26 protein-coding genes are annotated in these 23453 nt (G+C 69.5%); 14 read left to right on the top strand and 12 right to left on the bottom strand.

The window, feature by feature from the left end; genetic code table 11:
* Window positions 1-4: 4 nt before the first annotated feature.
* From folX to SZ55_RS21560, 4 genes are all read right to left on the bottom strand, one after another.
* Entirely contained in the window at window positions 5-376 is a 372-nt protein-coding gene (gene folX, locus SZ55_RS21575) for a dihydroneopterin triphosphate 2'-epimerase (RefSeq protein WP_044411431.1), read from the bottom strand.
* Window positions 377-378: 2 nt separating this feature from the next.
* Window positions 379-936 carry a GTP cyclohydrolase I FolE gene (gene folE, locus SZ55_RS21570; RefSeq protein WP_044411428.1) on the bottom strand — a complete coding sequence of 186 codons (558 nt, stop codon included), beginning with the start codon at window positions 934-936 and terminating at the stop codon, window positions 379-381.
* 22 nt (window positions 937-958) lie between these two features.
* Complete coding sequence (folM, locus tag SZ55_RS21565; RefSeq protein WP_044411425.1) at window positions 959-1669, bottom strand: dihydromonapterin reductase; 711 nt, start codon at window positions 1667-1669, stop codon at window positions 959-961.
* Between the two features lie 207 nt (window positions 1670-1876).
* Entirely contained in the window at window positions 1877-2446 is a 570-nt protein-coding gene (locus SZ55_RS21560) for an antibiotic biosynthesis monooxygenase (RefSeq protein WP_044411422.1), read from the bottom strand.
* 267 nt (window positions 2447-2713) lie between these two features.
* Here SZ55_RS21560 and SZ55_RS21555 point away from each other — a divergent pair, with 267 nt between their 5' ends.
* Complete coding sequence (locus SZ55_RS21555; protein ID WP_044411419.1) at window positions 2714-3646, top strand: MerR family transcriptional regulator; 933 nt, start codon at window positions 2714-2716, stop codon at window positions 3644-3646.
* 55 nt (window positions 3647-3701) lie between these two features.
* Here the strand turns inward: SZ55_RS21555 and SZ55_RS21550 are convergent, their stop codons facing one another.
* Window positions 3702-4148 (bottom strand): PAS domain S-box protein, encoded by a 447-nt coding sequence (locus tag SZ55_RS21550; protein WP_044411416.1) that lies wholly within the window; start codon window positions 4146-4148, stop codon window positions 3702-3704.
* A gap of 98 nt (window positions 4149-4246) precedes the next feature.
* On the opposite strand from SZ55_RS21550, the gene SZ55_RS21545 reads away from it, so the two are divergent.
* Window positions 4247-4696, top strand: a complete 450-nt coding sequence (locus SZ55_RS21545) for a flavodoxin (protein WP_044411413.1) — start codon at window positions 4247-4249, stop codon at window positions 4694-4696.
* Complete coding sequence (locus SZ55_RS21540; RefSeq protein WP_044411410.1) at window positions 4696-5154, top strand: cupin domain-containing protein; 459 nt, start codon at window positions 4696-4698, stop codon at window positions 5152-5154. Before SZ55_RS21545 ends, SZ55_RS21540 begins: the two co-directional genes overlap by 1 nt.
* On the opposite strand, the gene SZ55_RS21535 is transcribed toward SZ55_RS21540, so the two are convergent.
* Window positions 5151-6056 carry a LysR family transcriptional regulator gene (locus SZ55_RS21535; protein WP_044411407.1) on the bottom strand — a complete coding sequence of 302 codons (906 nt, stop codon included), beginning with the start codon at window positions 6054-6056 and terminating at the stop codon, window positions 5151-5153. The genes SZ55_RS21540 and SZ55_RS21535 overlap by 4 nt on opposite strands.
* Window positions 6057-6151: 95 nt before the next feature.
* Between SZ55_RS21535 and SZ55_RS21530 the strand changes: the two genes are divergently transcribed.
* The 8 genes from SZ55_RS21530 (at window position 6152) to SZ55_RS21495 (ending at window position 11831) form a co-directional block, all read left to right on the top strand.
* Window positions 6152-6538: a CidA/LrgA family protein gene (locus SZ55_RS21530; RefSeq protein WP_044411403.1), complete on the top strand. Its 387-nt coding sequence runs from the start codon at window positions 6152-6154 to the stop codon at window positions 6536-6538.
* A complete protein-coding gene (locus tag SZ55_RS21525; protein ID WP_044411400.1) occupies window positions 6528-7214 on the top strand; it encodes an LrgB family protein in 687 nt (228 codons plus the stop codon). Before SZ55_RS21530 ends, SZ55_RS21525 begins: the two co-directional genes overlap by 11 nt.
* 95 nt (window positions 7215-7309) lie before the next feature.
* Window positions 7310-8092 (top strand): class II aldolase/adducin family protein, encoded by a 783-nt coding sequence (locus SZ55_RS21520; protein ID WP_044411498.1) that lies wholly within the window; start codon window positions 7310-7312, stop codon window positions 8090-8092.
* Window positions 8092-8976, top strand: a complete 885-nt coding sequence (locus tag SZ55_RS21515) for an alpha/beta fold hydrolase (protein ID WP_044411397.1) — start codon at window positions 8092-8094, stop codon at window positions 8974-8976. Before SZ55_RS21520 ends, SZ55_RS21515 begins: the two co-directional genes overlap by 1 nt.
* On the top strand, window positions 8973-9503 hold the full coding sequence (locus SZ55_RS21510; protein WP_044411394.1) for a DUF1569 domain-containing protein: 531 nt from the start codon (window positions 8973-8975) through the stop codon (window positions 9501-9503). Before SZ55_RS21515 ends, SZ55_RS21510 begins: the two co-directional genes overlap by 4 nt.
* 129 nt (window positions 9504-9632) lie before the next feature.
* On the top strand, window positions 9633-9884 hold the full coding sequence (locus SZ55_RS21505; protein ID WP_044411391.1) for a hypothetical protein: 252 nt from the start codon (window positions 9633-9635) through the stop codon (window positions 9882-9884).
* 141 nt (window positions 9885-10025) lie between these two features.
* The gene (locus tag SZ55_RS21500) at window positions 10026-10937 is read left to right on the top strand and encodes an SDR family oxidoreductase (RefSeq protein WP_044411388.1); all 912 of its coding nucleotides are present in this window, start codon (window positions 10026-10028) and stop codon (window positions 10935-10937) included.
* 123 nt (window positions 10938-11060) lie between these two features.
* Window positions 11061-11831: a crotonase/enoyl-CoA hydratase family protein gene (locus SZ55_RS21495; protein ID WP_044411385.1), complete on the top strand. Its 771-nt coding sequence runs from the start codon at window positions 11061-11063 to the stop codon at window positions 11829-11831.
* Here the strand turns inward: SZ55_RS21495 and SZ55_RS21490 are convergent.
* From SZ55_RS21490 to SZ55_RS21470, 5 genes are all read right to left on the bottom strand, one after another.
* Window positions 11813-12724, bottom strand: coding sequence for an alpha/beta hydrolase (locus SZ55_RS21490; protein ID WP_044411382.1), 912 nt, complete (start codon window positions 12722-12724; stop codon window positions 11813-11815). The genes SZ55_RS21495 and SZ55_RS21490 overlap by 19 nt on opposite strands.
* An 85-nt stretch (window positions 12725-12809) precedes the next feature.
* The gene (locus tag SZ55_RS21485; RefSeq protein ID WP_152644530.1) at window positions 12810-13595 is read right to left on the bottom strand and encodes an AraC family transcriptional regulator; all 786 of its coding nucleotides are present in this window, start codon (window positions 13593-13595) and stop codon (window positions 12810-12812) included.
* A 76-nt stretch (window positions 13596-13671) separates the two neighbouring features.
* Complete coding sequence (locus SZ55_RS21480; protein ID WP_044411379.1) at window positions 13672-14016, bottom strand: cupin domain-containing protein; 345 nt, start codon at window positions 14014-14016, stop codon at window positions 13672-13674.
* 47 nt (window positions 14017-14063) lie between these two features.
* The gene (locus SZ55_RS21475; protein ID WP_044411376.1) at window positions 14064-15470 is read right to left on the bottom strand and encodes an NAD(P)/FAD-dependent oxidoreductase; all 1407 of its coding nucleotides are present in this window, start codon (window positions 15468-15470) and stop codon (window positions 14064-14066) included.
* 98 nt (window positions 15471-15568) lie between these two features.
* Window positions 15569-16306, bottom strand: a complete 738-nt coding sequence (locus SZ55_RS21470) for an AraC family transcriptional regulator (RefSeq protein ID WP_044411493.1) — start codon at window positions 16304-16306, stop codon at window positions 15569-15571.
* Window positions 16307-16544: 238 nt separating this feature from the next.
* On the opposite strand from SZ55_RS21470, the gene SZ55_RS21465 reads away from it, so the two are divergent.
* The 3 genes from SZ55_RS21465 to SZ55_RS21455 all read left to right on the top strand — a co-directional run bounded on the left by SZ55_RS21465 (window position 16545) and on the right by SZ55_RS21455 (window position 22572).
* Complete coding sequence (locus tag SZ55_RS21465) at window positions 16545-18404, top strand: DUF1302 domain-containing protein (RefSeq protein WP_044411373.1); 1860 nt, start codon at window positions 16545-16547, stop codon at window positions 18402-18404.
* Window positions 18405-18419: 15 nt separating this feature from the next.
* A complete protein-coding gene (locus SZ55_RS21460) occupies window positions 18420-19787 on the top strand; it encodes a DUF1329 domain-containing protein (RefSeq protein ID WP_044411370.1) in 1368 nt (455 codons plus the stop codon).
* 241 nt (window positions 19788-20028) lie between these two features.
* Window positions 20029-22572, top strand: coding sequence for a LuxR C-terminal-related transcriptional regulator (locus SZ55_RS21455; RefSeq protein WP_044411367.1), 2544 nt, complete (start codon window positions 20029-20031; stop codon window positions 22570-22572).
* On the opposite strand, the gene SZ55_RS21450 is transcribed toward SZ55_RS21455, so the two are convergent.
* Entirely contained in the window at window positions 22573-23376 is an 804-nt protein-coding gene (locus tag SZ55_RS21450; protein ID WP_044411364.1) for a SirB1 family protein, read from the bottom strand.
* Between the last annotated feature and the right edge of the window lie 77 nt (window positions 23377-23453).

The following is a 23453-nucleotide window of genomic DNA, read 5'->3' as shown; positions in this document are numbered from 1 at the left end:
GGGATCAGCGGTGGCCGGCGAGGGTGATCGACACCGACTCGGCGAAACGCAGGGCGTGGGGCTTGTCCACTTCCACTTCGGCGTAGCTCACCCGTGGGTTGGTCATCACCAGGTCGAGGATCTCCTGGGTCAGGCGCTCCAGCAGGGCGAAGCGGTTCTCCTCGACGTGCTGGATGATGGCCTTGGTGATGGTGCGGTAGTTCAACGCATGGTCGATGTCGTTGAAGTCCACCGCGTCGGTGGCCGGGTAGAGGATGGTGAGGTTGATCAGCACATCCTGCTTGTTGAGGATCTCCTCCTCCTTGATCCCGATGTAGGTACGCAGGCGCAGGTCCTTCACGCGGATCCGCGCCATTCCTGGCTCCAGTCTCGGCATGCTCAGCTCCGTCCGATGAGTTTGAGGAATTCCTGGCGGGTGCTCGGCGATTCACGGAAGGCCCCGAGCATGACCGAGGTGGTCATCACCGAGTTCTGCTTCTCCACGCCGCGCATCATCATGCACATGTGCTTGGCCTCGATCACCACGGCGACGCCGGCGGCGCCGGTCACGCGCTGGATGGCCTCGGCGATCTGCCGGGTGAGGTTCTCTTGGATCTGCAGGCGGCGGGCGAACATGTCGACGATGCGCGCCACCTTGGACAGGCCGAGCACCTTGCCGGTGGGAATGTACGCCACGTGCGCCTTGCCGATGAAGGGCAGCAGGTGGTGCTCGCACAGGGAGTAGAGCTCGATGTCCTTCACGGTCACCATCTCGTCGTTGTCGGACGAGAACAGCGCGCCGTTGACCACTTCCTCCAGGCTCTGCTCGTAGCCACGGCACAGGTAGCGCATCGCCTTGGCAGCCCGCTTGGGCGTATCCAGCAGGCCCTCGCGCTCGGGGTTCTCACCCACGCCCATGAGGATTTCCCGGTAGTGGGAGGACAGGTCGTCATTCATCTTGGCAGTCCGTACGGCCGGTTCACTTCAGGTGGCGGCCGCCATTGAGGGTTAGCGTCGTTCCGGTGACGTAGGGGTTGTCCAGCAGGTAGCGCAGGCCCTGGTACACGACTTCCGGCCCGGGCTCGATGCCGAGGGCGGATTTGGCCAGGGTCTTCGTCCTGTAGGTGGCGTCGTCACCGGTGTTGAACATCACCAGCGCCGGCGCGATGCCGTTGACCTTGATGGCCGGGGCATAGCGGGCGGCAAAGGAGAGGGTGAGGTTGTCCAGCCCGGCCTTGCTGGCGCTGTAGGCGATGCGTTTCTCGCTGCCCTTGCGCGCCACGTCGTCGCTGATGTGGACGATGTCGGCCGGACCGCCGTGGCGCAGCAGCGCCTCGGCATGCAGGTTGATCAGGTAGGGCGCCAGCATGTGCACGCTGAACATCCGCTGGAAGGCCTCGGCCTCGTGGCCGGGCGCTTCGGTGAGCCAGTCGGAGGCGTTGTGCACGATGGCCCGCAGGTGCGGCGTAGCGGCCTTGAGCTGTTCGATGAAGGCGAGGATGCCGGCTTCGTCCGAGAAGTCCGCCGCGATCACGCAGGCGCCGCGCTCACGCAGCCGGTGCACGCCTTCGCGCTCGGTGCGGTAGCTGATGATCACCGGCTGGCCGTCGTCCAGCAGGCGTTCGGCGCAATGCAAGCCCACGCGCTGGCTGGCACCGGTGATCAGGATGGGAGCGGCCGAAGGGCTCATGGGGGCCTCGTGGCAGGGCGATACCCCAGGCTGGGGCGGAATGGTGAAAACTTATACCAGAAGCCTGAGTTTGTACAATTCTTGGCGCTGAAGAAATCCGGATTCCGACCGTAAATTCAGCCAAGGCCTTGATTTGTGTGGGGTTATAGAAAAAGAGAGGGTGTTGGAAGGTTGTACAGATTTTGCCTCTGTACAACCTTTGTGACGTTATCGGGAGGGAGCCGTGAGGCCGGGGCGGCGGGTACGGGAAGCCGGTGCGTTCAGCCAGGGAGCCAGCAGGCGGGTGGATAACGGGATGAACCAGTAGGTCATCAGTGGCGTCAAAACCAGCGTGCTCAAAAAGACGCGCAACAGCAGGTCGAGCCCGCCGAGCCAGGGGCCGAACAGCAGGTTGAAGCCCAGCGACACCGGGAAGAAGGCCAGCCAGATGGCGATGCTCTGCTTCCAGCGGGGCGGCCGGCGGTCAGCACTGCCGAACCAGGCGTCCAGACCCAGCGCGCGGTGTTCGTGAGGACGGTCGAAAAGGCCGGCGCCGCGTTCCAGCCAGGCACGGCGAGAAGCGGAATGCTCCCAGGCGGCCAGGGTGGGCTCGTCGGCGAAGCGGAAGATCATCTGGAATTCGTCGTCGTTGGGCGGCGGGGCCAGGACGCCCGAGCCGAGGTAGCCGGGGAAGTCGGCGGCCAGTTGCTCGCCTTCGCGCAGCCAGGCCATGAAATCGTCGTAGCGCTCGCGGGTGACCCGGCGCGCCACCATGAGGGTGACGGGATCGGCAGACATCGTGTATCTCCTGTTGCGGGCGCCGCCCAGGGTAGGGGCAGCGCAGGAAGCGGCCCGGGGTAGTGGGCCTGCTTCTTTCAGAGGCAAGGATTATTCCTGTTTCGGCTGAATACGCCAGTGCTGCGTGCCATGGGGCCGCCGGATGGCAACCGGACAGTGGAAGCCGGCTCGGTGCGCGCCCATGGCGCATACCGCACCGCATCCGGGCACTGAGCAAGGAGCCGGCCCTGGGTTAAACTCTGCGCTTTCAAGCCCAGACCTTTTGCCATGACCGATAACGCAGCCATCGCCATGCAGCAGGAAGAACTCTTCCCGATCCGCGAAGTCTCCCGCCTCACCGGCGTCAACCCGGTCACCCTGCGCGCCTGGGAGCGTCGCTACGGGCTGATCCAGCCGACCCGTACCGACAGCGGCCACCGCCTCTATTCCTATGCCGACGTCGAGGCCGTGCGCAGCATCCTGGCCTGGATCGACCGTGGCGTACCGGTCAGCAAGGTCGGGCAGATCCTCGCCCGCAGCGCCTCCACCCGGGCACCCGCCCCGGTGCAGCCGGCCGCCTCCATGGCTGAGTGGGGCGAGTGGCAGACGCAGTTGCGCCGGGCGCTGTCGGCCTTCGACGGCCCGGCCCTGGAGCGCCTCTATGGCCAGGTGTTCTCCACCTACCCGCTCACCGTGGTGTTCCAGGACGTGCTGATGCCGCTCTGGCGCGACCTGCTGCTGCGCCAGGACGAATACGGCGTGGCCAGCGAATGGGCCTTCTTCGACGCCTTCCTGCGCGGGCGGGTGCTGCAGCGCCTGCAGCTGTCACCGGGGGATGGGGAAGATTGCGTGGTGGTCGCCCCGCTGCAGGGCGAGTGCCGCGAACTGGAGCTGCTGGTGGCGGCCTTGCTGCTCAGCCATGGTGACTGCGCGATCCGCGTGCTGGGGCTGGATCAGCCGTTCCAGGAGCTGCCGCTGGTGTGCGAGAAGATCGCGCCCCAGGCGCTGGTGGTGTTCTCCAACCACCCGCCGGCGGACGACCTGGCCGCGCGGCTCGGGCGCCTGGCGCTCTCGGTGGAGTGCCCGCTGGCCCTGGCCGGCGAAGCCGCCGACCTGATCGGCAGCGCCCTGGAGCGCAGCCCGGTGGCCACCCTGGGCAGCGAGGGGCGCACCATGCAACTGCGCTTGCGCCGCCTGCTCGACGGTCACCTGGACACCTGACAGAACCTGGAAGAACCCGCTGCGCCGCCGCAGCGGCCTCGCCTGCCTTGACGCCTCAGCCCCCCAGTTCCGCGATGCGGGCCTTCAGGGCTGCCACCTCCGCCTCCAGTTCGCGCACGCGCTGGCGTGCCTCGACCTCGGGGCTCACGTCCTTCTGGATGCCGATGTAGTACGTCAGCTGGTCCGCCTCGTTGTGCACCGGGGTGATGGACAGCTCGTTCCAGAACACGCTGCCGTCCTTGCGGTAGTTGCGCAGGATCTGCCGGCTCGGCTCGCCCTTCTTGATCGCCTGGCGGATCGCCGCGAGGCCGAGCTGGTCACGGTCGCCCGCCTGCAGGAAGCGGCAATCGCGGTAGAGGATGTCGTCCTGGCTGTAGCCGGTCAGCCGTTCGAACGCCGGGTTCGCATAGATGAGGATGTTGTCGTCGCCTTCCTGTTCGGCGACGACGATGCCGTCGTTGGAGGCTTCGACCACCAGCTGGAGCAGTTTGGCGTTGATCATGACGAGTTCCTGGTTCGAGGTGCAGGGATTCTAAAACATCGGGGGCGGACTGCCAGTTGCGGCATAATGCGATTCATTTCGCGCTAACAGGAGAAGTCATGAAAGTCGCCATCCTATCCGGCTCGGTCTATGGCACCGCCGAAGAAGTCGCCCGCCACGCCGAGCGGCTGCTCAAGGCCGCCGGCCACGAGGCCTGGCACAAGGCCGGGATGACCCTCGACGAACTCAAGGCCTTCGGCCCCGAAGCGTTCCTCAGTGTGACCTCCACCACCGGCATGGGCGAGCTGCCCGACAACCTGCTGCCCCTCTACCACGCCCTGCGCGACCAGCTGCCCGACTGGCGCGGCCGTCCCGCCGCCGTGCTGGCCCTCGGCGACTCCAGCTACGACCAGTTCTGCGGTGGCGGCGAGATGATGCGTGAGCTGCACGCCGAACTGGGCCTGCGCGAGGTGCAGGAGATGCTGCGCCTGGACGCCAGCGAAACCGTCACCCCGGAAGTGGACGCCGAGCCCTGGATCGCCCGCTTCGCCGCTGCGCTCAGCGCCTGATGCACCCGCGCGCGGCGTACCTCATCGAAGCCCTGCAACTGGCCCCGCACCCCGAGGGTGGTTTCTACCGCCGGGTGTTCGAGGCCCAGGGCAGCCTGGCGGATGGCCGCTCGATGTCCTCGTCGATCTTCTTCCTCCTGCCCGCCGGCGGCATCAGCCGCTGGCACCGGGTGGACGCCGACGAGACCTGGCACTTCTACGAAGGCGACCCGTTGGAGCTGCTGATCGCCGACGACCCCCAGGCCCTGCGCCGCGAGCGCCTCGGGCCGGTGGGCGAGGGCAGCCTGCCGCAGCGCACCGTGCGTGCCCATGCCTGGCAGGCGGCGCGGGCCTTCGGGGCCTACACCCTGGTGGGCTGCAACGTCGCCCCGGCCTTCGAGTTCGACGGTTTCCGCTTGCTGGCCGACGACCTCGACGCTCAGCGCCGGTGGCCGCTACTGGACCGGCAATTCCTCTAGCCCACTGCGTCGCCTGACGCCGTCAGCGGCGAATATTCCTTCAACAGATCCAGCCAGGCCTGCGCCGCCCGTGACAGGTAGGCGCCCTGGCGCCAGACGAAGGCGATGTCCCAGCGCAGGTCCGGCTCCACCAGCGGCACCCGGCGCAGGCCCGGTCGTTCCAGCGTGCGGGCGACGATGCGCGGCAGCAGCACCACGCCCTGGCCGGCGGCCACCAGCGCCGCGAGGAAGTCCGCCTGGCCGCTGCGTCCCACCTCCCGTGGGGTGAAGCCGGCCTGGCGACACGCCAGCAGCAGGCGGTCGTTGAGGGTGAAGCTCTGCTGGTAGAGCAGGAAGGGCGCATCCTTCAGCTGGGCCAGGGCGATGCCGTCACACCCCGCCAGCTCATGGGCCTCGGGCAGCAGCACGTCCAGCGGCTCGTTGCAGAACGGCTGGAAGGCCAGCGCCGGATCGTTGGGCGTGAGGCTGCCGCCGATGTCCAGCTCACCGCGCAGCAGCGCCTCCTCCATCAGCTTGCTGCCGCCCTCGAACAGCCGCACCACGATGTTCGGGTAGCGCTGCCGGTACGCGGCGAACAGCTCGGCGAACATCACCTCGCCACCCAGCAGCGGCAGGCCCAGGCGCAGCTCGCCCCGGGCCAGCTGGCTGAGGTCGTCCAGCTCGCTGTAGAGGTCCTGGCGCAGGCGCAGCAGCTCGTCCGCACGGCGCAGCACCAGGGTGCCGGCATCGGTCAGGCGCAGATTCGGGCCGTTGCGCTCCAGCAACAGCACCCCCAGGCGCTGCTCCAGCTGGGCCACCTGCTTGCTGATGGTGGATTGGGTGGCGTGCAGGGTCTTGGCCGCCTGGGTGAAGCCGCCCTGGCGCACCACTTCGACAAAACTGCGCAGCTGGTGAAATTCCATCGCTATTCCAATCTCGAATGGGAGCAAGTCGAACAATTCGCTTTTGGGATGATAGGCCCGGCCCTAAGCTGCACGCCATTACTGGAGTGCATCCCATGTCCCGCGCCCGCCTCAGCCACCTGTCCCGCCTCGTCCTGCAGCTCGTCGTGCTCATCGCCCTTTACCTGCTGGGTGGCCAGATCGCCGCCTGGCTGGCCTGGCCGATTCCCGGCGGGGTGATCGGCCTCGGCCTGCTGCTGGCCGCCTTCGCCAGCGGTCGCGTGCAGCCCGCAGCGCTGCAGCTGGGCGCCGGGCTGCTGATGGCGGAGATGCTGCTGTTCTTCATCCCGGCGCTGATGAGCCTGCTGGACTACGGCGCGCTGCTGCGCAGCGAAGGCTGGCGCATCCTGCTGGTGATCGGCGTCAGCACGTTGCTGGTGATGCTCGCCACCGCCCTGACCGTGGAGCTGGTGTGCCGCTGGAGTGAACGCCATGAGCACTGATCCGATGGCCTGGTTCTGGCTCGCCCTGACCCTCGGCGGCTACCTGCTCAGCCGCTGGTTGTACCGGCGCAGCGGGCGCTACCTGCTGTCGCCGCTGATCCTGGTGCCGGCGCTGCTGCTTGCGGTGGCCGTGCCGTTGCACACCGCCTATGCCGAGTACGCCGGGCTCACCCACTGGCTGATGCTGCTGCTCGGCCCGGCCACGGTGGCCTTCGCTGTGCCCATCTGGCAGCAGCGCGCCCTGCTGGCCCGGCACTGGCCGGCGCTCTCGCTGGGCATGCTGATGGGCAGCAGCGTGGCCATCGCCAGCTCCTGGTGGCTGGCCCAGGCCCTGGCCCTGGAGGCGCCGGTGAGCCGCTCGCTGGTGCCGCGTTCGATCACCACGCCCTTCGCCATGCCCCTGGCCCAGGGCCTGGGCGGCGTACCGGAGCTGACGGCGGTGTTCGTGATGATCACCGGCGTCTTCGGCGCCCTCGCCGGCAGCCTGCTGATCCGCTTCCTGCCGCTGCGCAGCAGCCTCGCCCGGGGCGCCCTGTTCGGCGTCGGTGCCCACGGCGCCGGGGTCAGCCGGGCCCAGGAAGTGGGGCGCGAAGAGGGCACCGTCGCCGGCCTGGTGATGGTCCTGATGGGGCTGCTCAACCTGTTCGCCGCGCCCCTGCTGACCCACCTGCTGTGACTCCCTCGGTCATCAGGATGGCTGCCAAGGCGACTCGCGGGGTGCCACGGCCTCGCTAGACTCCGGTCACCCACAACAACAACGAGGTGATCGCCGTGACCGCTGCCCAGACTCCGCCCAGCCCCTCCATCAAGGACCAGGTCTCCGCTGCCGAGTGGCAGACCCGCGTCGACCTGGCCGCCTGCTACCGCCTGATCGCCCTGTACGGCTGGGACGACCTGATCTTCACCCACATCTCCGCCAAGGTGCCCGGCACCGAGGACTTCCTCATCAACCCCTACGGGATGATGTTCCACGAGATCACCGCCTCCAGCCTGGTGAAGGTCGACCTGGCCGGCAACAAGCTGATGGACAGCCCCTACGACATCAACCCCGCCGGCTACACCATCCACAGCGCCATCCACGAAGTGCGCCAGGACGTCGGCTGCGTGCTGCACATCCACACCCCCGCCGGCATCGCCGTCTCGGCGCAGAAGCAGGGCCTGCTGCCGCTCTCCCAGCAATCCCTGTTCGTGCTCGCCAGCCTGGCCTACCACGGCTACGAAGGCGTGGTCCTGCACCACGAGGAGAAGGCCCGCCTGCAGGCCGACCTCGGCAGCGCCAACTTCATGATCCTGCCCAACCACGGCCTGCTCACCGCCTTCGGCAGCATCGCCGACGCCTTCCTCGGCATGTTCACGATGCAGCGCGCCTGCGAAGTGCAGGTGATGGCCCAGAGCGGCGGCGCCGAGCTGATCCACATCCCGCAGCAGATCCTCGACGGCGCCCGGCAGATGATCGCCGGCGTGATGAAGAGCCCCACCGGCATGGGCGGCGCGCTGCCGTGGCCGGCGCTGCTGCGCAAGCTCGACCAGCAGAACCCCGGGTACCGCGACTGATGGCCCTGCCGGGCATCCCCCTGGGCGACTGGCGCGCCCAGGGCCGCGACCTGCTGTTCCATCGCCACCGCATCCGCTACTGGGAGGCCGGGCAGGGCGAACCGCTGCTGCTGATCCACGGCTTCCCCACCGCCGCCTGGGACTGGCACTACCTGTGGCAGCCCCTGGCCGAGCGCTACCGGGTGATCGCCTGCGACATGCTCGGCTTCGGCGACTCCGACAAGCCGCGCGGCCACGACTACCGCCTGCTGGAACAGGCCGACCTGCAGCAGGCCCTGGTGCGCCACCTGGGCATCGACGGCCCGGTGCACCTGCTGGCCCACGACTACGGCGATAGCGTCGCCCAGGAACTGCTGGCGCGGCACCACGAAGGCCGCGCCCGGATCGCCAGTTGCGTGTTCCTCAACGGCGGGCTGTTCCCCGAGACCCACCGCCCGGTGCTGGTGCAGAAGCTGCTGCTCAGCCCTCTAGGCCCCCTGATCGGCCGGGGCTTTTCCCGCGCCAAGCTGGGAGCGAATTTCGGCAAGGTCTTCGGCCCGGCGACCCAGCCTTCGGCAGCGGAGCTGGATGACTTCTGGAGCCTGGTAGCCGCCCACGATGGCCCGGCGGTGATGCACCGGCTGATCCGCTACATCCCCGAGCGCCGCGAGCAGCGCGACCGCTGGGTGGCTGCCATGCAGAAAGGCGGCGTGCCGCTGCGGGTGATCGACGGTGCCGTCGACCCCATTTCCGGCGCCCACATGGTGGCGCGCTACCGCGAACTGATCCCCGAGCCCGACACTGTGCTCCTCGAACACATCGGCCATTACCCGCAGACCGAGGCACCGAGCCAGGTCTTGCAGCATTACCTGGCGTTCCGCCAGGCCCTGGAGAGCACCACATGAAGCGACGTCGATTCCTGCAACTGACCGCCCTCGGGGGCGTGGCCGCTGCAGGCGCCGGTTACTGGGCGCTGCCCCGCGCGGTGGCGCCGGCGCCCGTCAGCCTGGAGGCGGCCCAGCGCCTGCTGGCCGGTTGGGAAGGGCGCACCCTGGTCAGCCTCGCCGGCTGGAGCCCGGCCGAAGTGTTCAACCACTGCGCCCAGAGCATCGAGTTCTCCCTCACGGGTTATCCACAGCTCAAGCCGGCCTGGTTCCGCCACAGCGTCGGCCCGCTGGCCTTCGACCTGTTCGCCGCCCGGGGCGCCATGCGCCACCCGTTGGACGAGGCCATCCCCGGTGCCCCGGCACTGGACGCCCCGCTCGCCCAGGCCGAGGCACTGGCCCGCCTGCAACGCGCCTTCGCCGCCTTCGCCGGGCATACCGGCGAGCTGGCCCCGCACTTCGCCTACGGCGCCCTCGACCATGCCGAGTACGCCCAGGCCCATGTCATGCACCTGTACGACCACCTCAGCCGCCTGCGCCTCGCCTAGGGGCGCTTCCCGGAGCCGTCCGGTAGTGCATTCGGAATTGTCCGGCAGCCTGCCAGCGGCTCCGCGGCCTAGCATCGCGGCCTCCTTTCCAAGATGCGCCCGGGCCCTGTGCCCGGGCTCGGAGGTCACATGCTGTACAAGCTGCTGGTGCTGCTGCACCCCTTCTTCCGCATCGCCGGGCGTGGCCTGGCCGTGCTCCTGCTGCTGGCCAGCTTCGGCCTGGTGGCCTACGCCGCCTACTACGAGAACGCCCCCTGGGTCTGGTTCAGCTGTGTCGGCTGCTTCGTCGCCTGCCTGCTGGTGACCCTGCTCTGCACCTTCTACAACTGGTGGCTGTTCAAGCTGCGCCCGCGTGGCGCGCTGTTCATGCCCTTCGACTGAGCCGCCGCCGGGCGCTCTGCGACGCGCCCGGCCATCCCCCACCGTTATCGCCCACCATTCATGCCCGTCCACCTTTCTTGTCGGCCGGGCGGCACTGCAGGACACTCGGCCGATACCCGAAACTGCCCTGGAGTCCATTGCATGAGCGAATCGATCCGTTTCGAAGACAAAGTGGTCATAGTCACCGGCGCCGGTGGCGGTCTTGGCCGCGCCCATGCCCTGTTGTTCGCCAAGCACGGCGCCAAGGTGGTGGTGAACGACCTGGGCGGCAGCACCCATGGCGAGGGCGCCAACGCCTCCGCCGCCGACCGCGTGGTGGCCGAGATCCGCGAAGCGGGCGGCACCGCCGTGGCCAACCATGACTCCGTCACCGACGGCGACAAGATCGTGCAGACCGCACTGGACCACTTCGGCCGCATCGACGTGGTGGTCAACAACGCCGGCATCCTGCGCGACAAGACCTTCCACAAGATGGAAGACGCCGACTGGGAGCTGGTCTACAAGGTCCACGTCGAAGGCGCCTACAAGGTCACCCGCGCCGCCTGGCCGCACCTGCGCGAGCAGGGCTATGGCCGGGTGATCTTCACCTCGTCCACCTCCGGCATCTACGGCAACTTCGGCCAGTCCAACTACGGCATGGCCAAGCTCGGCCTCTACGGGCTGACCCGCACCCTGGCCATCGAAGGCCGCAAGAACAACATCCTGGTCAACGCCATCGCCCCCACCGGCGGCACCCGCATGACCGAAGGCCTGATCCCGCCGCAGGTGTTCGAGCAGCTCAAGCCCGAGCTGGTCAGCCCCCTGGTGGTCTACCTCGGCAGCGAGCAGTGCCAGGAAACCTCCGGCCTGTTCGAAGTGGGCGGCGGCTGGATCGGCAAGGTGCGCTGGGAGCGCAGCCTGGGCGCCGGCTTCGACCCGCGCCAGGGCTTCAGCGTCGAAGACGTGGCCGCCAGCTGGCAGCAGATCTGCGACTTCGAAGGCGCCGCCCACCCGGCGGACAACGTCGAAGCCCTGAAGGAAATGATGGCCAACCTGCAGAAATACACGGGTTGATCCCGCCAGACTCCTAGGGGATTCCGCCAGCAGGCTGAACACCTCCCCAGGAACGCACTAGGGTGAAGGCCGGCAATCTTGCCGGCCTTTTTCTTGCCTGCGTTTACCCCCAAGGAGTCCCCGATGAGCATCCGCGTCGAAAAGCACGGCCCCATCACCACCCTGACCATCGACCGCCCGCAGGTGCGCAACGCCGTCGACCGGCCCACCGCCGAGGCCCTGGCTGCGGCGCTGCGGGCCTTCGAGGCGGACGATGACGCGCAGGTGGCGGTGCTCACCGGCAGCGGCGGCACCTTCTGCGCCGGTGCCGACCTGGCGGCGGTGGCCGAGGACGGCGAGCGGCGCAATCGCCTGGAGGCGGACGGCGACGGGCCGATGGGACCGAGCCGCATGCAGCTCGCCAAGCCGCTGATCGCCGCCATCGAAGGCCATGCCGTGGCCGGTGGTTTGGAGCTGGCGCTGCTGGCAGACCTGCGGGTGATGGCCGAGGACGCCGTGCTCGGTGTCTTCTGCCGGCGCTTCGGCGTGCCGCTGATCGACGGCGGCACCGTGCGCCTGCCGCGCATCGTCGGCCAGGGCCGGGCGCTGGACCTGATCCTCACCGGGCGCCCGGTGCAGGCCGACGAGGCGCTCGCCATCGGCCTGGTGAACCGCGTGGTGCCGGCCGGGTCGGCGCTGGAAGCAGCGCAAGGCCTGGCGCGGGAGATCGCCGCCTTTCCGCAGCGTTGCCTGCTCGCCGACCGCGCCAGCGCCTACGCCCAATGGGACCTGCCGTTCGAGACCGCCATCGCCCACGAATTCGAGGGCGGCCTGGCGGTTATCCACAGCGGCGAAACCCGCCTGGGCGCCCAGGCCTTCAGCGCCGGGAAAGGCCGTCACGGCCGCTTCGACTGATCCATCAGGTGCTGGCGGAACCACGCCAGCGCCTCCGCCATCGCCTGGGGCGCATGCCGGGTGTAGGGCTCGAAATGCCCGTCCGGCAGCAGCACCAGCCGCTTCGGCTCCCGGGCCTGCTGGTAGGCGGCCAGGGCCAGGTCGGTGGGGGTCACCGTGTCGTGTTCGGCCACCAAGAGCATCAGCGGTGTGGGGCTGACGCGTTCGATGTAGCTGCCCGGTTCGTACTCGCTGGCCTGCTCGCTGGAGCGCAGGGTCACGCGGTTCTGCCAGTCCGGCGCCAGGGTGGCGCTGGCGCCGTAGAAGGCGCTGGCATCGGCACCGGGGTAGAGGCCGGGCGCGTCGCCTTCGCTGATCACCCGGCGGTAGCTGGGCGGCTGCCCCTGGTAGCGGGCCAGGCGGTCGGCCTGGAAGGCCTCCCGCGCGGCATGCAGGCCCGCCCCTGCGCGCCGCAGGAAGCTCTGGTGGCCGCTGATGGTGGGCACCTGGGCGACCACGCAGCGCACCCGCCGGTCCAGCGCGCCGAGCACGATGGCGTGGCCGCCGCTGTAGCTGGAACCCCAGACCCCCAGGCGGCTGGCGTCCACCTCCGGGCGCAGGCTGGCCCAGGTGAGCACTTCGCGCAGGTCGTCCACCTGCTGCCACGGGTCGATGTCCTCGCGCGGTTCCCCACCACTGGCGCCAAAGCCCCGGTGGTCGCAGAGCACCACGGCAAAGCCGGCCTCGGCGAAGTGACGGGCGAAGGCATCCAGGTGCAACGCCTTGAGCGCGGCGAAGCCGGGGCTCATCAGCAGCAATGGGACGGGGGCCGGGGCGTCCGGCAGGTAGTACCAGGCGTCCAGTTCGATTCCGTTGACCGGGATGCGCAGGCTGTGGCGGTGGACAGTGGGCATGGCAGGGCTCCTCGTGGCAGAGGCTCCCAGGGTAGGGCGGGCGGTGGCGGTTGGCCGTCGGTCATCGGCCAGTTACCGGCGCTGATCAGCCAGCCTCGTTGCGCCAGGCCTTCGGCGGCTTGCCCATCAGCCGGCGAAACGCACTGGTGAAGGCCCCGCTGGATTCGTAGCCCAGGTCCGCCGCGATGCGCGTGATCGCCTCGCCCCGCTCCAGCCGGGGCAGGGCGGCCTGGATACGGGCCCGCTGGCGCCAGAGCAGGAAGCTGGTGCCCAGCTCGGCCCGGAACAGCCGAGCCAGGGTGCGCGTCGAGGCCCCCACCTGGGTGCCCCAGTCCGCCAGGCTGCGGGGATCGCCCGGCTGCTCCAGCAGGCCCAGGCAGAGCTTCTGCAGGCGTGGGTCGCGGGGCATCGGCAGGCGCAGGGGCACGGCGTGGGCCTGGCGCACCTCGTCCAGCAGCAGGTGCATCAGGTGCGCGGCGCGGCTGTCGGGCGGCGTCCGGCCGTCCACCGGCAGGGCGCGGGGCAGCAGCTCGCGCAGCAGGGGGCTGACCATCAGGCTGTAGGGCGCATCGGGCAGCTCGGCCGGGGCCTGGTCCGGGCGCAGGTACACCGTGCGCAGCGCCACCGGCCCTCGGGCCCGCAGCCGGTGGGGCAGGCGTGCGGGCATCCACAGCGCCTGCTGCGGCGAGATCAGCCAGCAGCCCTGGCCACAGCTCAGTTCCATCACCCCGGTGGTGGCGTAGATCAGCTGTGCGCCTTCGTGCCAGTGCTCGGGGGTGCAATGGCCGTCGGGGTAGTCGCGGGTCACCGGGCGCAGGCGGGCGTCCGGGGCATCGAACACGGGCAGGTGGCGGGGAGAGGGCGCGGGCATGCGGCGTACCAGGGAGGGGACCGCCGGCACTCTGCCCGAGGTGCCGGTCGGTTTCCAGGGCCCGAAGGCCCCGGGATCAGCGGCTGATGATGACGTAGGTCTTGCGCAGGGTTTCCTTCACGTCCCACACGCCCAGGCTGTTGGCGGGCAGCAGCAGGGCGTCGCCGGCCTTGATCTCGATGGGCTCGCCGCCGTCCGGGGTGAAGGTGCAGCTGCCGTGGGTGAAGTGGCAGAACTCCTGCTCGAGGATCTGCCGGCGGAACTTGCCGGGGCTGCATTCCCATACGCCGGTTTCCACGCCGTCGGTGCGCTCGACGGAATGCACGCGGGTATGGGGCACCGGCTCACCGACGGGCACCGGCACCGGGCTGGGTTCGGACAGGGGCAGGGTGTGGGTGTTCTGCAGCAGGGTGGCTTTCATGCAAGGGCTTCCAATCAGGGGGGAGGGGGCTGCGCGGCGGGGCCGCGTCAGCGCATGAGGCTTTCCATGAAGGCGGCCAGGCGCGCGGCCAGGGCTCGCCGCCAGGGGGCGCTGTGGGGGTTGGCCAGCACCCGGTCCTCGTGGACGAAGCTGCGGATGATGGCGTTGTAGCCGAGCCAGCGGCAGGGCTCCGGCTCCCAGGCGGCGAGGCGATCCAGCGGGCCGTCGCCGAGTACCCAGGGCTGGCGGGTGAGCAGGGTTTCGCGGCCGAGGATGAGGTCGGCCAGGGTGCGCCCGCCCAGGTTGGTGGCGCCGACGCCTTCGCCGCCGTAGCCGCCGGAGAGGGCGATGCCGTTGGCACGGTCCACCAGCATGTGCGGCTGGAAGCGCCGGGCCATGCCGAGGTTGCCGCCCCAGCTGTGGGTCAGGCGCACGTTGCGCAGCATGGGGAACAGCTCGCCGAACAGGTAGCGGCGCAGGCCCACTTCCTCGTCGTCGAGGTTGAAGTCCTCCCGCAGGCGACCGCCGAAGCGGTAGCCGCCCCGGGCGCCGAAGGCCAGGCGGTTGTCGGCGGTGCGCTGGCCGTAGGTGACCTGGCGGCTGAACTCGCTGAACGCCTGGCCCTGGGCCAGGCCGATCTCGGCCCAGGTGGACTCCGGCAGCGGCTCGGTGGCTACCAGCAGGCTCTGCACCGGCAACTGGTAGCGTCCCAGGGGCGGCAGCGCGGCGGCGTAGCCTTCCACGGCAGGCACCACCCAGCGCGCCTTCACCTCGCCCTGCAGGGTGGTGACCCGGCCCGGGGCCCAGTCGGTGACCCGGCTCTGTTCGAACACCTGCACGCCGAGGCGCTCCACGGCGCTGGCCAGGCCGCGCACCAGGCGGGCCGGCTGGATGGTGGCGCAGTGCGGGCTGTAGAGACCGCCCAGGGCGCCGGCCACGCGGATGTGCCCGGCCAGTTCGTGGGGCGCGAGCCAGCGGTAGTCGTCGTCGTTCAGGCCTTCGGCGTGGAGGTCGTCGAGGTAGTGGCGCAGGCGGGTTTCCTGCTCCGGGTAGCGGGCCGCGCAGTAGAGCACGCCGCCCTTGCGGTAGTCGCAGTCGATGCCCTCGCGGGTGAGCACCTCGGCCACCTCGTCGGGGATGCCGTGGAGCAGGTCCCAGCTGGCGCGGCGCTCTTCACGGGGCAGGCGGGCCAGGGCGCGGTCCTCGCCCAGCAGGTTGCCCATCAGCCAGCCGCCGTTGCGCCCGCTGGCGCCGAAGCCGGCGATTTCCGATTCCAGCACCACCACCTTCAGTTCGGGCGCCTGGCGCTTGAGGTAGTAGGCGGTCCACAGGCCGGTGTAGCCGGCGCCGATGATGGCGACGTCGGCCTCCAGGCTGCCGCCCAGGGCCGGGCGGGGCGTGAGGGGCTCGTCGAGCTGGTCCATCCACAGGCTGATCGATTTCCAGGCCGGCATGGGCATTCCTCGGGTCTAAAGGGATCGTGGGCGGCAAGCCTAGTGGCTGCCGGTCGCCTTGTCGTGCGCGCGGGCACGCCGACAAGGCAGCGGGGCGCTCAGCCCTCGGCCTGCAGGCGCTTGAGGTAGGCCTTGGGCGACAGGCCGGTGTGCTGGCGGAAGCAGCGGTAGAAGGCCGAGAGGGAGTTGAAGCCGGCGGCGAAGGCCTGCTCGTCGATGCGTGCCACCGAGCGCTGGGCCTCCAGCTGGGCCAGCAGGTGACGCAGGCGCGCCTGGTTCACGTACTGGTAGAAGCTCTGGCCGAGCATCTGGTTGAGCAGGTAGGAGATCTGGTTGCGGGTGTAGCCGGTGGCGGTGGCCACCTGGTGCAGGTCCAGGGCCGGGTCGAGGTAGGGCTGGCTGCGCTGGAAGTAGTCCTCCAGGTCCCGCGCCAGCAGGCTCAGCTGGCGGGCGGAGAGGCCCAGGCGGCTGGCGGCCGGGCGGCTGGAGCGCTCGGGCTCGCCACTGGCGCGGGCATCGGCCACCAGCAGGGCGTACTCGTTGATGCGCCAGATCAGCCCGTCACGAACGGTAATGGCCTCGCTGGTACGAAAGGTACCGCTGCGGCCGACCCGCAGGCTGTACTGGATGAAGGCGGTGTCGCCGTCCACGCGGATGCGGTCGCTGTGCACCAGGAAGTCGTCCGGGGCGCTGGGCATGGTGGCGCGCACGTAGTCGCCCAGCTCCGCCAGGCGCATGCAGCGGTTCTGGAAGAAGTCGTTGTATTCCACCTCGGGGTGGTAGAGGGCGAGCACGGCGTCGATGTCGCGCGCCTTCCAGCTCAGGTGGTAGCGCATCACCACCTCGCGGGTGGCCAGGGTCTGGGCGTCGGTGTCGTTCATGGCGGTGGCCGGTGGGGCAAAGCGGGGAGGATGCCAAAGCCCCGCGCGGCCTCACAAGGCCCTCTGAGACGCCGGCGGTGGCGGTGGATTCACTCTTTCGAGCGACAGGGATGAATCCCTCCTTGGTGCGCTTATCGCCTGCGCGGGTGACTGGTTAGGGTGGTGCCCTCCTTACACCCACCAGGAAAGCCGCATGACAAAAACAACAACGCGCGCAGTTTTCCGGCCGCACGCGCTGGCCGTCGCCATCACCCTGGGTTGCGCCACCCAGGCCCAGGCCGTGAACTTCAACATCGGCGAGATCGAGGGGCAGTTCGACTCCTCGCTCTCCGTCGGCGCCAGCTGGTCCATGCGCAACGGCGACCCGGACCTGATCAGCACCGTGAACGGCGGCAAGGGCCAGTCGTCCACCGGTGACGACGGCCGCCTCAACTTCAAGAAGGGCGAGACCTTCTCGAAGATCTTCAAGGGCATCCACGACCTGGAGCTGAAGTACCGCGACACCGGCATCTTCCTGCGGGGCAAGTACTGGTACGACTTCGAGCTGAAGGACGAGGACCGCCGCTTCAAGCCCATCAGCGACCACAACCGCAAGGAAGGCTCCAAGTCCGCCGGCGCGCAGCTGCTGGATGCGTTCGTCTACCACAACTACAGCATCGCCGACCTGCCGGGGAACGTCCGCCTCGGCAAGCAGGTGGTGAGCTGGGGCGAGAGCACCTTCATCGGCAACAGCATCAACTCCATCAACCCGGTGGACGTCTCCGCCTTCCGCCGTCCCGGCGCCGAGATCAAGGAAGGCCTGATCCCGGTGAACATGTTCTACCTGTCCCAGACCCTCACCGACCAGCTCAGCGTGGAAGGCTTCTACCAGCTGGAATGGGACCAGACCGTGCTGGACAACTGCGGCACCTTCTTCGGTGGCGACGTGGCCGCCGACGGCTGCGTGACCGGCTACACCGTGGGCTCCCCGGCCATCGCGCCGCTGCAGCCCATCGCAGCGGGCTTCGGCCAGGGCTTCCAGGTGGCCCGCGAGGGCGTGATCCTGCCCCGTGGCGGCGACCGCGACGCACGCGACTCCGGCCAGTTCGGCGTGGCCCTGCGCTGGCTGGGCGACGAGACCGAGTACGGCGCGTACTTCATGAACTACCACAGCCGCACCCCGTTCGTGGGCACCAAGACGGCCACGGGCGTACTGGCGACGGCTGCCAACCCGCTGTTCGGCCAGACCCTCGAAGCCGCCGTTTGCGCAAGCCTGGGGCGTCCGGCCGGTTGCTCCGTGGGCAACCCCGCCATTGCCGCTGCCGTGGCTGCAAACGGTGCCGGGCTCGCCCAGAGCATGGCGCTCGGCAACGGCCGCTACTACCTGGAATACCCCGAGGACATCCGGCTCTACGGCCTGAGCTTCTCCACCACCCTGCCCACCGGCACCGCCTGGAGCGGCGAGATCAGCTACCGCCCGAACGCGCCCATCCAGCTCAACACCAACGACGTGACCCTGGCCCTGGTCAACCCGCTGGCAGGGGGCACGGCGTCTCCCATCGCGTCCCGTGAGGGCGCCGACAACACCGGCTACAAGCGCAAGGAAATCACCCAGGTGCAGACCACCCTGACCCACTTCTTCGACCAGGTCCTGGGTGCCGAGCGCCTGACCCTGGTGGGCGAGGTCGGCCTGGCCCGCGTCGGCGGCCTGGAGAACCCGCGCGAGCTGCGCTACGGGCGTGACTCGGTGTACGGCACCTACGGCTTCGGCGGCGACACCCACGGCTTCGTCACCCGCACCTCCTGGGGCTACCGCACCCGCGCCGTGCTGGACTACGCCAACGTCATCGCCGGCATCAACCTCAAGCCCAACGTGGCCTGGTCCCACGACGTCGACGGCTACGGCCCCAACGGCCTCTTCAACGAAGGTGCCAAGGCCCTGAGCATCGGCCTCGATGCCGACTACCAGAACACCTACACCGCGAGCATCAGTTACACCGACTTCTTCGGCGGCAAGTACAACACCCTGGTGGACCGCGACTTCCTCGCTGTCAGCTTCGGCATGAACTTCTGAGTGGACGAAACGACTATGCGCAAGACCCTCCTGCAAAGCACCGCCCTGGCCCTCAGCCTGCTGGCCAGCCAGGTGATGGCCGCGGTTTCCGCCGATGAAGCCGCCCAGCTCGGCACCACCCTCACCCCCCTGGGCGCGGAGAAGGCCGGCAATGCCGACGGCAGCATCCCCGCCTGGACCGGTGGCATCGGCAAGGACGCCGGCGCCGTGGACGCCAAGGGCTTCCTCGCCGACCCCTTCGCCAACGAGAAGCCGCTGTTCACCATCACCGCGCAGAACGTGGACCAGTACAAGGACAAGCTCTCCGACGGCCAGGTGGCGATGCTCAAGCGCTACCCCGAGACCTACCGCATCCCGGTGTACCCCAGCCACCGCACCGTGACCGTGCCCCAGGCCGTGCAGGACGCCGCGAAGAAAAGCGCCCTGAACGTCCAGCCCATCAACGACGGCAACGGCCTCGCCCACTTCGCCGAAAGCCGCTACTACGCCTTCCCCATTCCCAAGAACGGCGTGGAAGTGATCTGGAACCACGTCACCCGCTACCGGGGCGGCAACCTGCGCCGGGTCATCACCCAGGCCACGCCCCAGGTGAACGGCTCCTACACCCCCATCCGCTTCGAGGAAGAAGTGGCCGTGCCCCAGGAGATGCCCGACCTGCCGGCCGCCAAGGGCGAGAACGTGCTGCTGTTCTTCAAGCAGCAGGTGACCGCCCCCTCGCGCCTGGCCGGCAACGTGCTGCTGGTGCACGAAACCCTCGACCAGGTGAAGGAGCCGCGCCTGGCGTGGATCTACAACGCCGGCCAGCGCCGCGTGCGCCGTGCCCCCCAGGTCGCCTACGACGGCCCCGGCACCGCTGCCGACGGCCTGCGCACCTCCGACAACTTCGACATGTTCTCCGGCGCACCGGACCGCTACGACTGGAAGCTGGTGGGCAAGAAGGAGATGTACATCCCCTACAACAGCTACAAGCTGGACTCGCCCTCGCTCAAGTATGACGACGTGATCAAGGCCGGCCACATCAACCAGGACCTGACCCGCTACGAACTGCACCGCGTGTGGGAAGTGGTGGCCACGGTGAAACCGGGTGAGCGGCACATCTACGCCAAGCGCCACATGTACATCGACGAAGACAGCTGGCAGGTGGCCCTGGTGGACCACTACGACGGTCGTGGCCAGCTGTGGCGCGTCGCCGAAGGCCACGCCCAGTTCTACTACCACCAGCAAGTGCCGGCCTACACCCTGGAAGCGCTGTACGACATCATCGCCGGCCGCTACCTGGCCCTGGGCATGAAGAACGAAGAGAAGCACAGCTTCGAGTTCGGCTTCGTCGGCAAGGCTGCCGACTACACCCCGGCCGCCCTGCGCAACGCCGGCGTTCGCTAACCGCTCCACCCGCGCACAAGGAGGTGTGCGGTCCCTTGCTTGTCAGTGACGCTTGATAGCGGCCTTCGGGCCGCTTTTTTGTGGCCGTGCTTCCGCTTCGATGCATCGGGGGCCTGCGGCCGCCGTCTCCCCCAGCCCTTATAGGCCCGAATCAGGGGCCTGAATGATCCTTCAACAACGCCTCCCCTCGCGCCTAGGGTGGCGCCACGAGCAGCCCTGAACAGAACAAGAGGCAGCCGGCATGTCCTCACTGAACCTCATCGCGCCACCGGTGTGCCTGCCCAGGCTGCCGGCCCTGCATGTCGCCCGTCCTCGGCTGGTGGAGCCCCTGCTGGCCAGCGCCGCGCGCTTGCGCCTGCTCTGCGCGCCCGCCGGCTGTGGCAAGAGCGTGCTGCTGCTGGAGTGCGCCCAGCGCCGGCCCCCGGGCTATGCCCTGCACTGGCTGCCCCTCGGTGGCAGTGAGGGCGAGGCCGGGTTGCGCGCCATCCTGGCCGTCGCGCTGGGGCTGGAGGCGGACGACGAACCCAGCCTGCTGCGCGCCCTGGCCGTCTGGCGCAGCCCCACCTGGCTGATGCTCGACGACTACGCCCGCCAGCCCGACCCCGCCCTCGACGCCTGCCTCGACCGACTCATCGCCGCCAGTGGCGGCGCCATCACCTGGTGGCTGAGCACCCGCCGCCGCCCCGCTTGCAACCTCCCGCGCCTGCTGATCGACGGCGATCTGCTGGAGTTCGACGCCGCCGTCCTGGCCTTCCAGCCCGACGAACTGGTGCCGCTGCTGCGGGACTCCCGCCAGCCCTGGCCGGCCGACGCGCCGGCGCGCCTGCACGAGAGCACCGGCGGCTGGTGCGCCGGGGTGCGCATGGCCCTGCTGGAGCCGGTGGAGTGGGGCTTTGCCGATCCGCTGCAGCGCCAGGCCCTGTCCACCACCCTCATGGGTTACCTGGAGCACGAGCTGTTCGCCGGACTGGGCCAGGAGCTCAGCGAAGCCTGGCACGCCCTGGTGCACCTGCCGCGCTTCAATGCCGACCTTTGCGAGCACCTGTTCGGCCCGGGGGAGGGCGCCGGCCTGCTGCGTGAGCTGGAAGCCCTCGGCGGCTTCGTCGAAAGCGTGCCCGAGGCGCCCGGCTGGTTCCGCCTGTTCCCGCCCCTGGCCCGGCAGGTGCGCGCCCGTGACGGCAGCGGTGGACGCGGCTGGCACCTGCGCGCCTGCCAGTGGTTCGCCGCGCGCCAGGACTGGCCGGCTGCCATCGAGCATGCGCTGGAGGCCAGCCAGCCCGAAGTGGCCGTCAGCCTGCTGCAGCACTACGGCGTACGCGAGCTGTTCATCGGGCGCAACGCGGCCTTGCTGCTGCGCCTGCACGCCGACGTCGGCGAAGACCTGCTGCGGGTTTCGCCGCATTCCCTGCGGCTGCTGGCCGGTGCCCTGCTGTTCGCCGGGCGCCTGGACGAAGCCGTGCGCTGCATCGCCGAGCAGGGCCGCTTCCTGCCCCAGCCGGACGCCCGCCAGCAGCGGCGCCTGGTGGCCTACTGGCAGGCGCAACACGGCCTGCTGGCCCACCTCCAGGGCGACGGCCCCAACGCCCGGCTGCACCTGGGGGAAGCCCTGGCCGGCCTTGACGAGGACGCCTGGGACCAGCGGCTGATCTGCTATTCCGCGCTCACCCAGCAAGCCCTGCTGGCCGGCGAGCTGGACCAGGCCCAGTCCCTGAACCGCGAGGCCCTGGTGCTGGCGCGCAGCCAGGGCTGCCTGTTGCTGGAGGCCTTCCTCGAACTCGACCACGCCCAGCTGCTGGAACACCGGGGCGCGCTGCTGCGGGCCGATGCCGTGCTGGAGCGGGCGCAGACCTTCCTCATGGGCCAGGCGCTGGACGCCAGCCCGCTGCTGGGCCGCATCGCCTTGCGCCGGGGCCGCCTGGCCCTGCGCCAGGGCCTGGAGGACGCCGCCCGCCAGCACTACCAGTCCGGCCTGCGCGAGGCCCGCGCCTGCGAGGACTACCGGGCCCTCTACGGCTACCTCGGCCTGGCCGTGCTGGACGCCAACCAGCGCGCCTTCGACCAGGCCTTCGACCGCCTGCGCGAGGCTGAGCGCCTCATGCAGCTGCGGCACATCCCCGAGCGGGTCTACCGCGCCGTGCTGTTGCAGGTGAGCAGCAGCCTGCTGCTCATGCAGGGCCGCGCCGGCCAGGCCCGCCACGCCCTGCTGCGGGTGCTGCGGCACTTCCGGGGCGAGCACGCCGTGCAGGCGCCGCCGGCGACCCTCGACCTGATCCCGCGCATCGAATGGCAACTGGCCCTGGCCGAGTTGTACGAGGGCGAAGTGTTCAACGCTCGGCAGCGGCTGCTCGGGCAGTTGCAGAAAGCCCGGGAGAAGGGGCTCCAGGCCCTGGAGGTGGAAGTCCACCTGGCCCTGGCGGAAACCGAATACCTCAGCGGCGAGGCCGACACCGCCGCTGCCGTGCTGCGCAATGCCCTGGCCCTCGCCAGCCAGCTGAACCTGCAGCAACCGGTGCGCGAGCTGCGCCTGCGCCAGCCGGAGATGCTGCGTGAACTGGGGGTGGAGGAGGGCGAAGCGCTGGAGGAGGAGAGCGGCCCGCTCAGCCCCCGCGAACTGGAAGTGCTGGGGCTGATCGCCCAGGGCAGTTCCAACCAGGAGATCGCCGAGCGCCTGTTCATCTCCCTGCACACGGTGAAGACCCACGCCCGGCGCATCAACGGCAAGCTTGGGGTCAAGCGGCGTACCCAGGCGGTGGCCCATGCCAAGGCGCTGGGCCTGATGCAGTAATCAGTGCAGCCGTGGCGGGGCGCCCAGTTGCTCCAGGCGGCGGCTGAGCAGCAGCCGCTGGCTCGTGTCCTCGCACAGCAGCAGCGCCCGCTCCAGGTCGTAGCGTTCGGCCTGGGGGCACTCCAGCTGCTTGTAGATATCGGCCCGCGCCAGGTGATCGATCAGGTTGGCCGGGCCCAGCTCCAGCACCCGCTCCGCATCCTTCAGCGCCTCTTCCACCTGCTCGGCCTGCAAGTGCAGCTGGCGCAGGTTGCGTGACAGGCGCTGCAACTGCTCCAGCGCCGAACAGGGGCGCATGTGCTCGGCCAGCAGCTCGGCCTTCGGCCCCAGGGTGCGCAGCAACAGCTCGCGGCAATCCCGGGGGTAGAGGCGGCGGCCGGTGCAGGGGTCCAGCAGGTGGTCGGCGACGGGCACCCGCACCAGGAAGTGGCCGGGGAAGTTCACCCCCGCCAAGGGAATCTCCAAGCGCGCCGCCAGCGCCTGGGCCACCAGGGCCAGCGACAGCGGCTGGCCCCGGCGCCTCGCCAGCACCTGGTCCAGCAGCGCGGCGCGCGGTTGCAGCGGCTGGTCGTCCTCCTCGCAGAAACCCAGCTCCGCCATCCGCCGCAGCAGCGGTTGCGCCAGCTCCGCCGGTGGCGCTTCGGGCAGCCCGGCGGCTACCTCCCGCAGCAGGTGGTCGAACACCCGCAGGGCCTCGGCCGGCACCCGGCTCGGGTCATGCTCGGCGGCGATCCACAGGGCTGCCTCCAGCAGCGCCGGCGGGTTCTTCTGCACGCAGTCCAGGCAGTGTTGTCGCGGGGTCATCGGGGCTCTCCGTGTCGCCTCTGCGGTTTGTAGCCGGCTCGCCCGCCTTCGTCCAGTGGGCCGGCGGCCGGGTTCCG

The organism is Pseudomonas sp. FeS53a (assembly GCF_000931385.1).
GTDB lineage: Bacteria > Pseudomonadota > Gammaproteobacteria > Pseudomonadales > Pseudomonadaceae > Metapseudomonas > Metapseudomonas otitidis.
This window is presented reverse-complemented; position numbering and strand designations above follow the sequence as displayed.

Coding starts and splice junctions, on each gene's coding strand:
- folX (WP_044411431.1), bottom strand. CDS start 376: ATGCCGAGACTGGAGCCAGGAATGGCGCGGATCCGCGTGAAGGACCTG.
- folE (WP_044411428.1), bottom strand. CDS start 936: ATGAATGACGACCTGTCCTCCCACTACCGGGAAATCCTCATGGGCGTG.
- folM (WP_044411425.1), bottom strand. CDS start 1,669: ATGAGCCCTTCGGCCGCTCCCATCCTGATCACCGGTGCCAGCCAGCGC.
- SZ55_RS21560 (WP_044411422.1), bottom strand. CDS start 2,446: ATGTCTGCCGATCCCGTCACCCTCATGGTGGCGCGCCGGGTCACCCGC.
- SZ55_RS21555 (WP_044411419.1), top strand. CDS start 2,714: ATGACCGATAACGCAGCCATCGCCATGCAGCAGGAAGAACTCTTCCCG.
- SZ55_RS21550 (WP_044411416.1), bottom strand. CDS start 4,148: ATGATCAACGCCAAACTGCTCCAGCTGGTGGTCGAAGCCTCCAACGAC.
- SZ55_RS21545 (WP_044411413.1), top strand. CDS start 4,247: ATGAAAGTCGCCATCCTATCCGGCTCGGTCTATGGCACCGCCGAAGAA.
- SZ55_RS21540 (WP_044411410.1), top strand. CDS start 4,696: ATGCACCCGCGCGCGGCGTACCTCATCGAAGCCCTGCAACTGGCCCCG.
- SZ55_RS21535 (WP_044411407.1), bottom strand. CDS start 6,056: ATGGAATTTCACCAGCTGCGCAGTTTTGTCGAAGTGGTGCGCCAGGGC.
- SZ55_RS21530 (WP_044411403.1), top strand. CDS start 6,152: ATGTCCCGCGCCCGCCTCAGCCACCTGTCCCGCCTCGTCCTGCAGCTC.
- SZ55_RS21525 (WP_044411400.1), top strand. CDS start 6,528: ATGAGCACTGATCCGATGGCCTGGTTCTGGCTCGCCCTGACCCTCGGC.
- SZ55_RS21515 (WP_044411397.1), top strand. CDS start 8,092: ATGGCCCTGCCGGGCATCCCCCTGGGCGACTGGCGCGCCCAGGGCCGC.
- SZ55_RS21510 (WP_044411394.1), top strand. CDS start 8,973: ATGAAGCGACGTCGATTCCTGCAACTGACCGCCCTCGGGGGCGTGGCC.
- SZ55_RS21505 (WP_044411391.1), top strand. CDS start 9,633: ATGCTGTACAAGCTGCTGGTGCTGCTGCACCCCTTCTTCCGCATCGCC.
- SZ55_RS21500 (WP_044411388.1), top strand. CDS start 10,026: ATGAGCGAATCGATCCGTTTCGAAGACAAAGTGGTCATAGTCACCGGC.
- SZ55_RS21495 (WP_044411385.1), top strand. CDS start 11,061: ATGAGCATCCGCGTCGAAAAGCACGGCCCCATCACCACCCTGACCATC.
- SZ55_RS21490 (WP_044411382.1), bottom strand. CDS start 12,724: ATGCCCACTGTCCACCGCCACAGCCTGCGCATCCCGGTCAACGGAATC.
- SZ55_RS21485 (WP_152644530.1), bottom strand. CDS start 13,595: ATGCCCGCGCCCTCTCCCCGCCACCTGCCCGTGTTCGATGCCCCGGAC.
- SZ55_RS21480 (WP_044411379.1), bottom strand. CDS start 14,016: ATGAAAGCCACCCTGCTGCAGAACACCCACACCCTGCCCCTGTCCGAA.
- SZ55_RS21475 (WP_044411376.1), bottom strand. CDS start 15,470: ATGCCGGCCTGGAAATCGATCAGCCTGTGGATGGACCAGCTCGACGAG.
- SZ55_RS21470 (WP_044411493.1), bottom strand. CDS start 16,306: ATGCGCTACCACCTGAGCTGGAAGGCGCGCGACATCGACGCCGTGCTC.
- SZ55_RS21465 (WP_044411373.1), top strand. CDS start 16,545: ATGACAAAAACAACAACGCGCGCAGTTTTCCGGCCGCACGCGCTGGCC.
- SZ55_RS21460 (WP_044411370.1), top strand. CDS start 18,420: ATGCGCAAGACCCTCCTGCAAAGCACCGCCCTGGCCCTCAGCCTGCTG.
- SZ55_RS21455 (WP_044411367.1), top strand. CDS start 20,029: ATGTCCTCACTGAACCTCATCGCGCCACCGGTGTGCCTGCCCAGGCTG.
- SZ55_RS21450 (WP_044411364.1), bottom strand. CDS start 23,376: ATGACCCCGCGACAACACTGCCTGGACTGCGTGCAGAAGAACCCGCCG.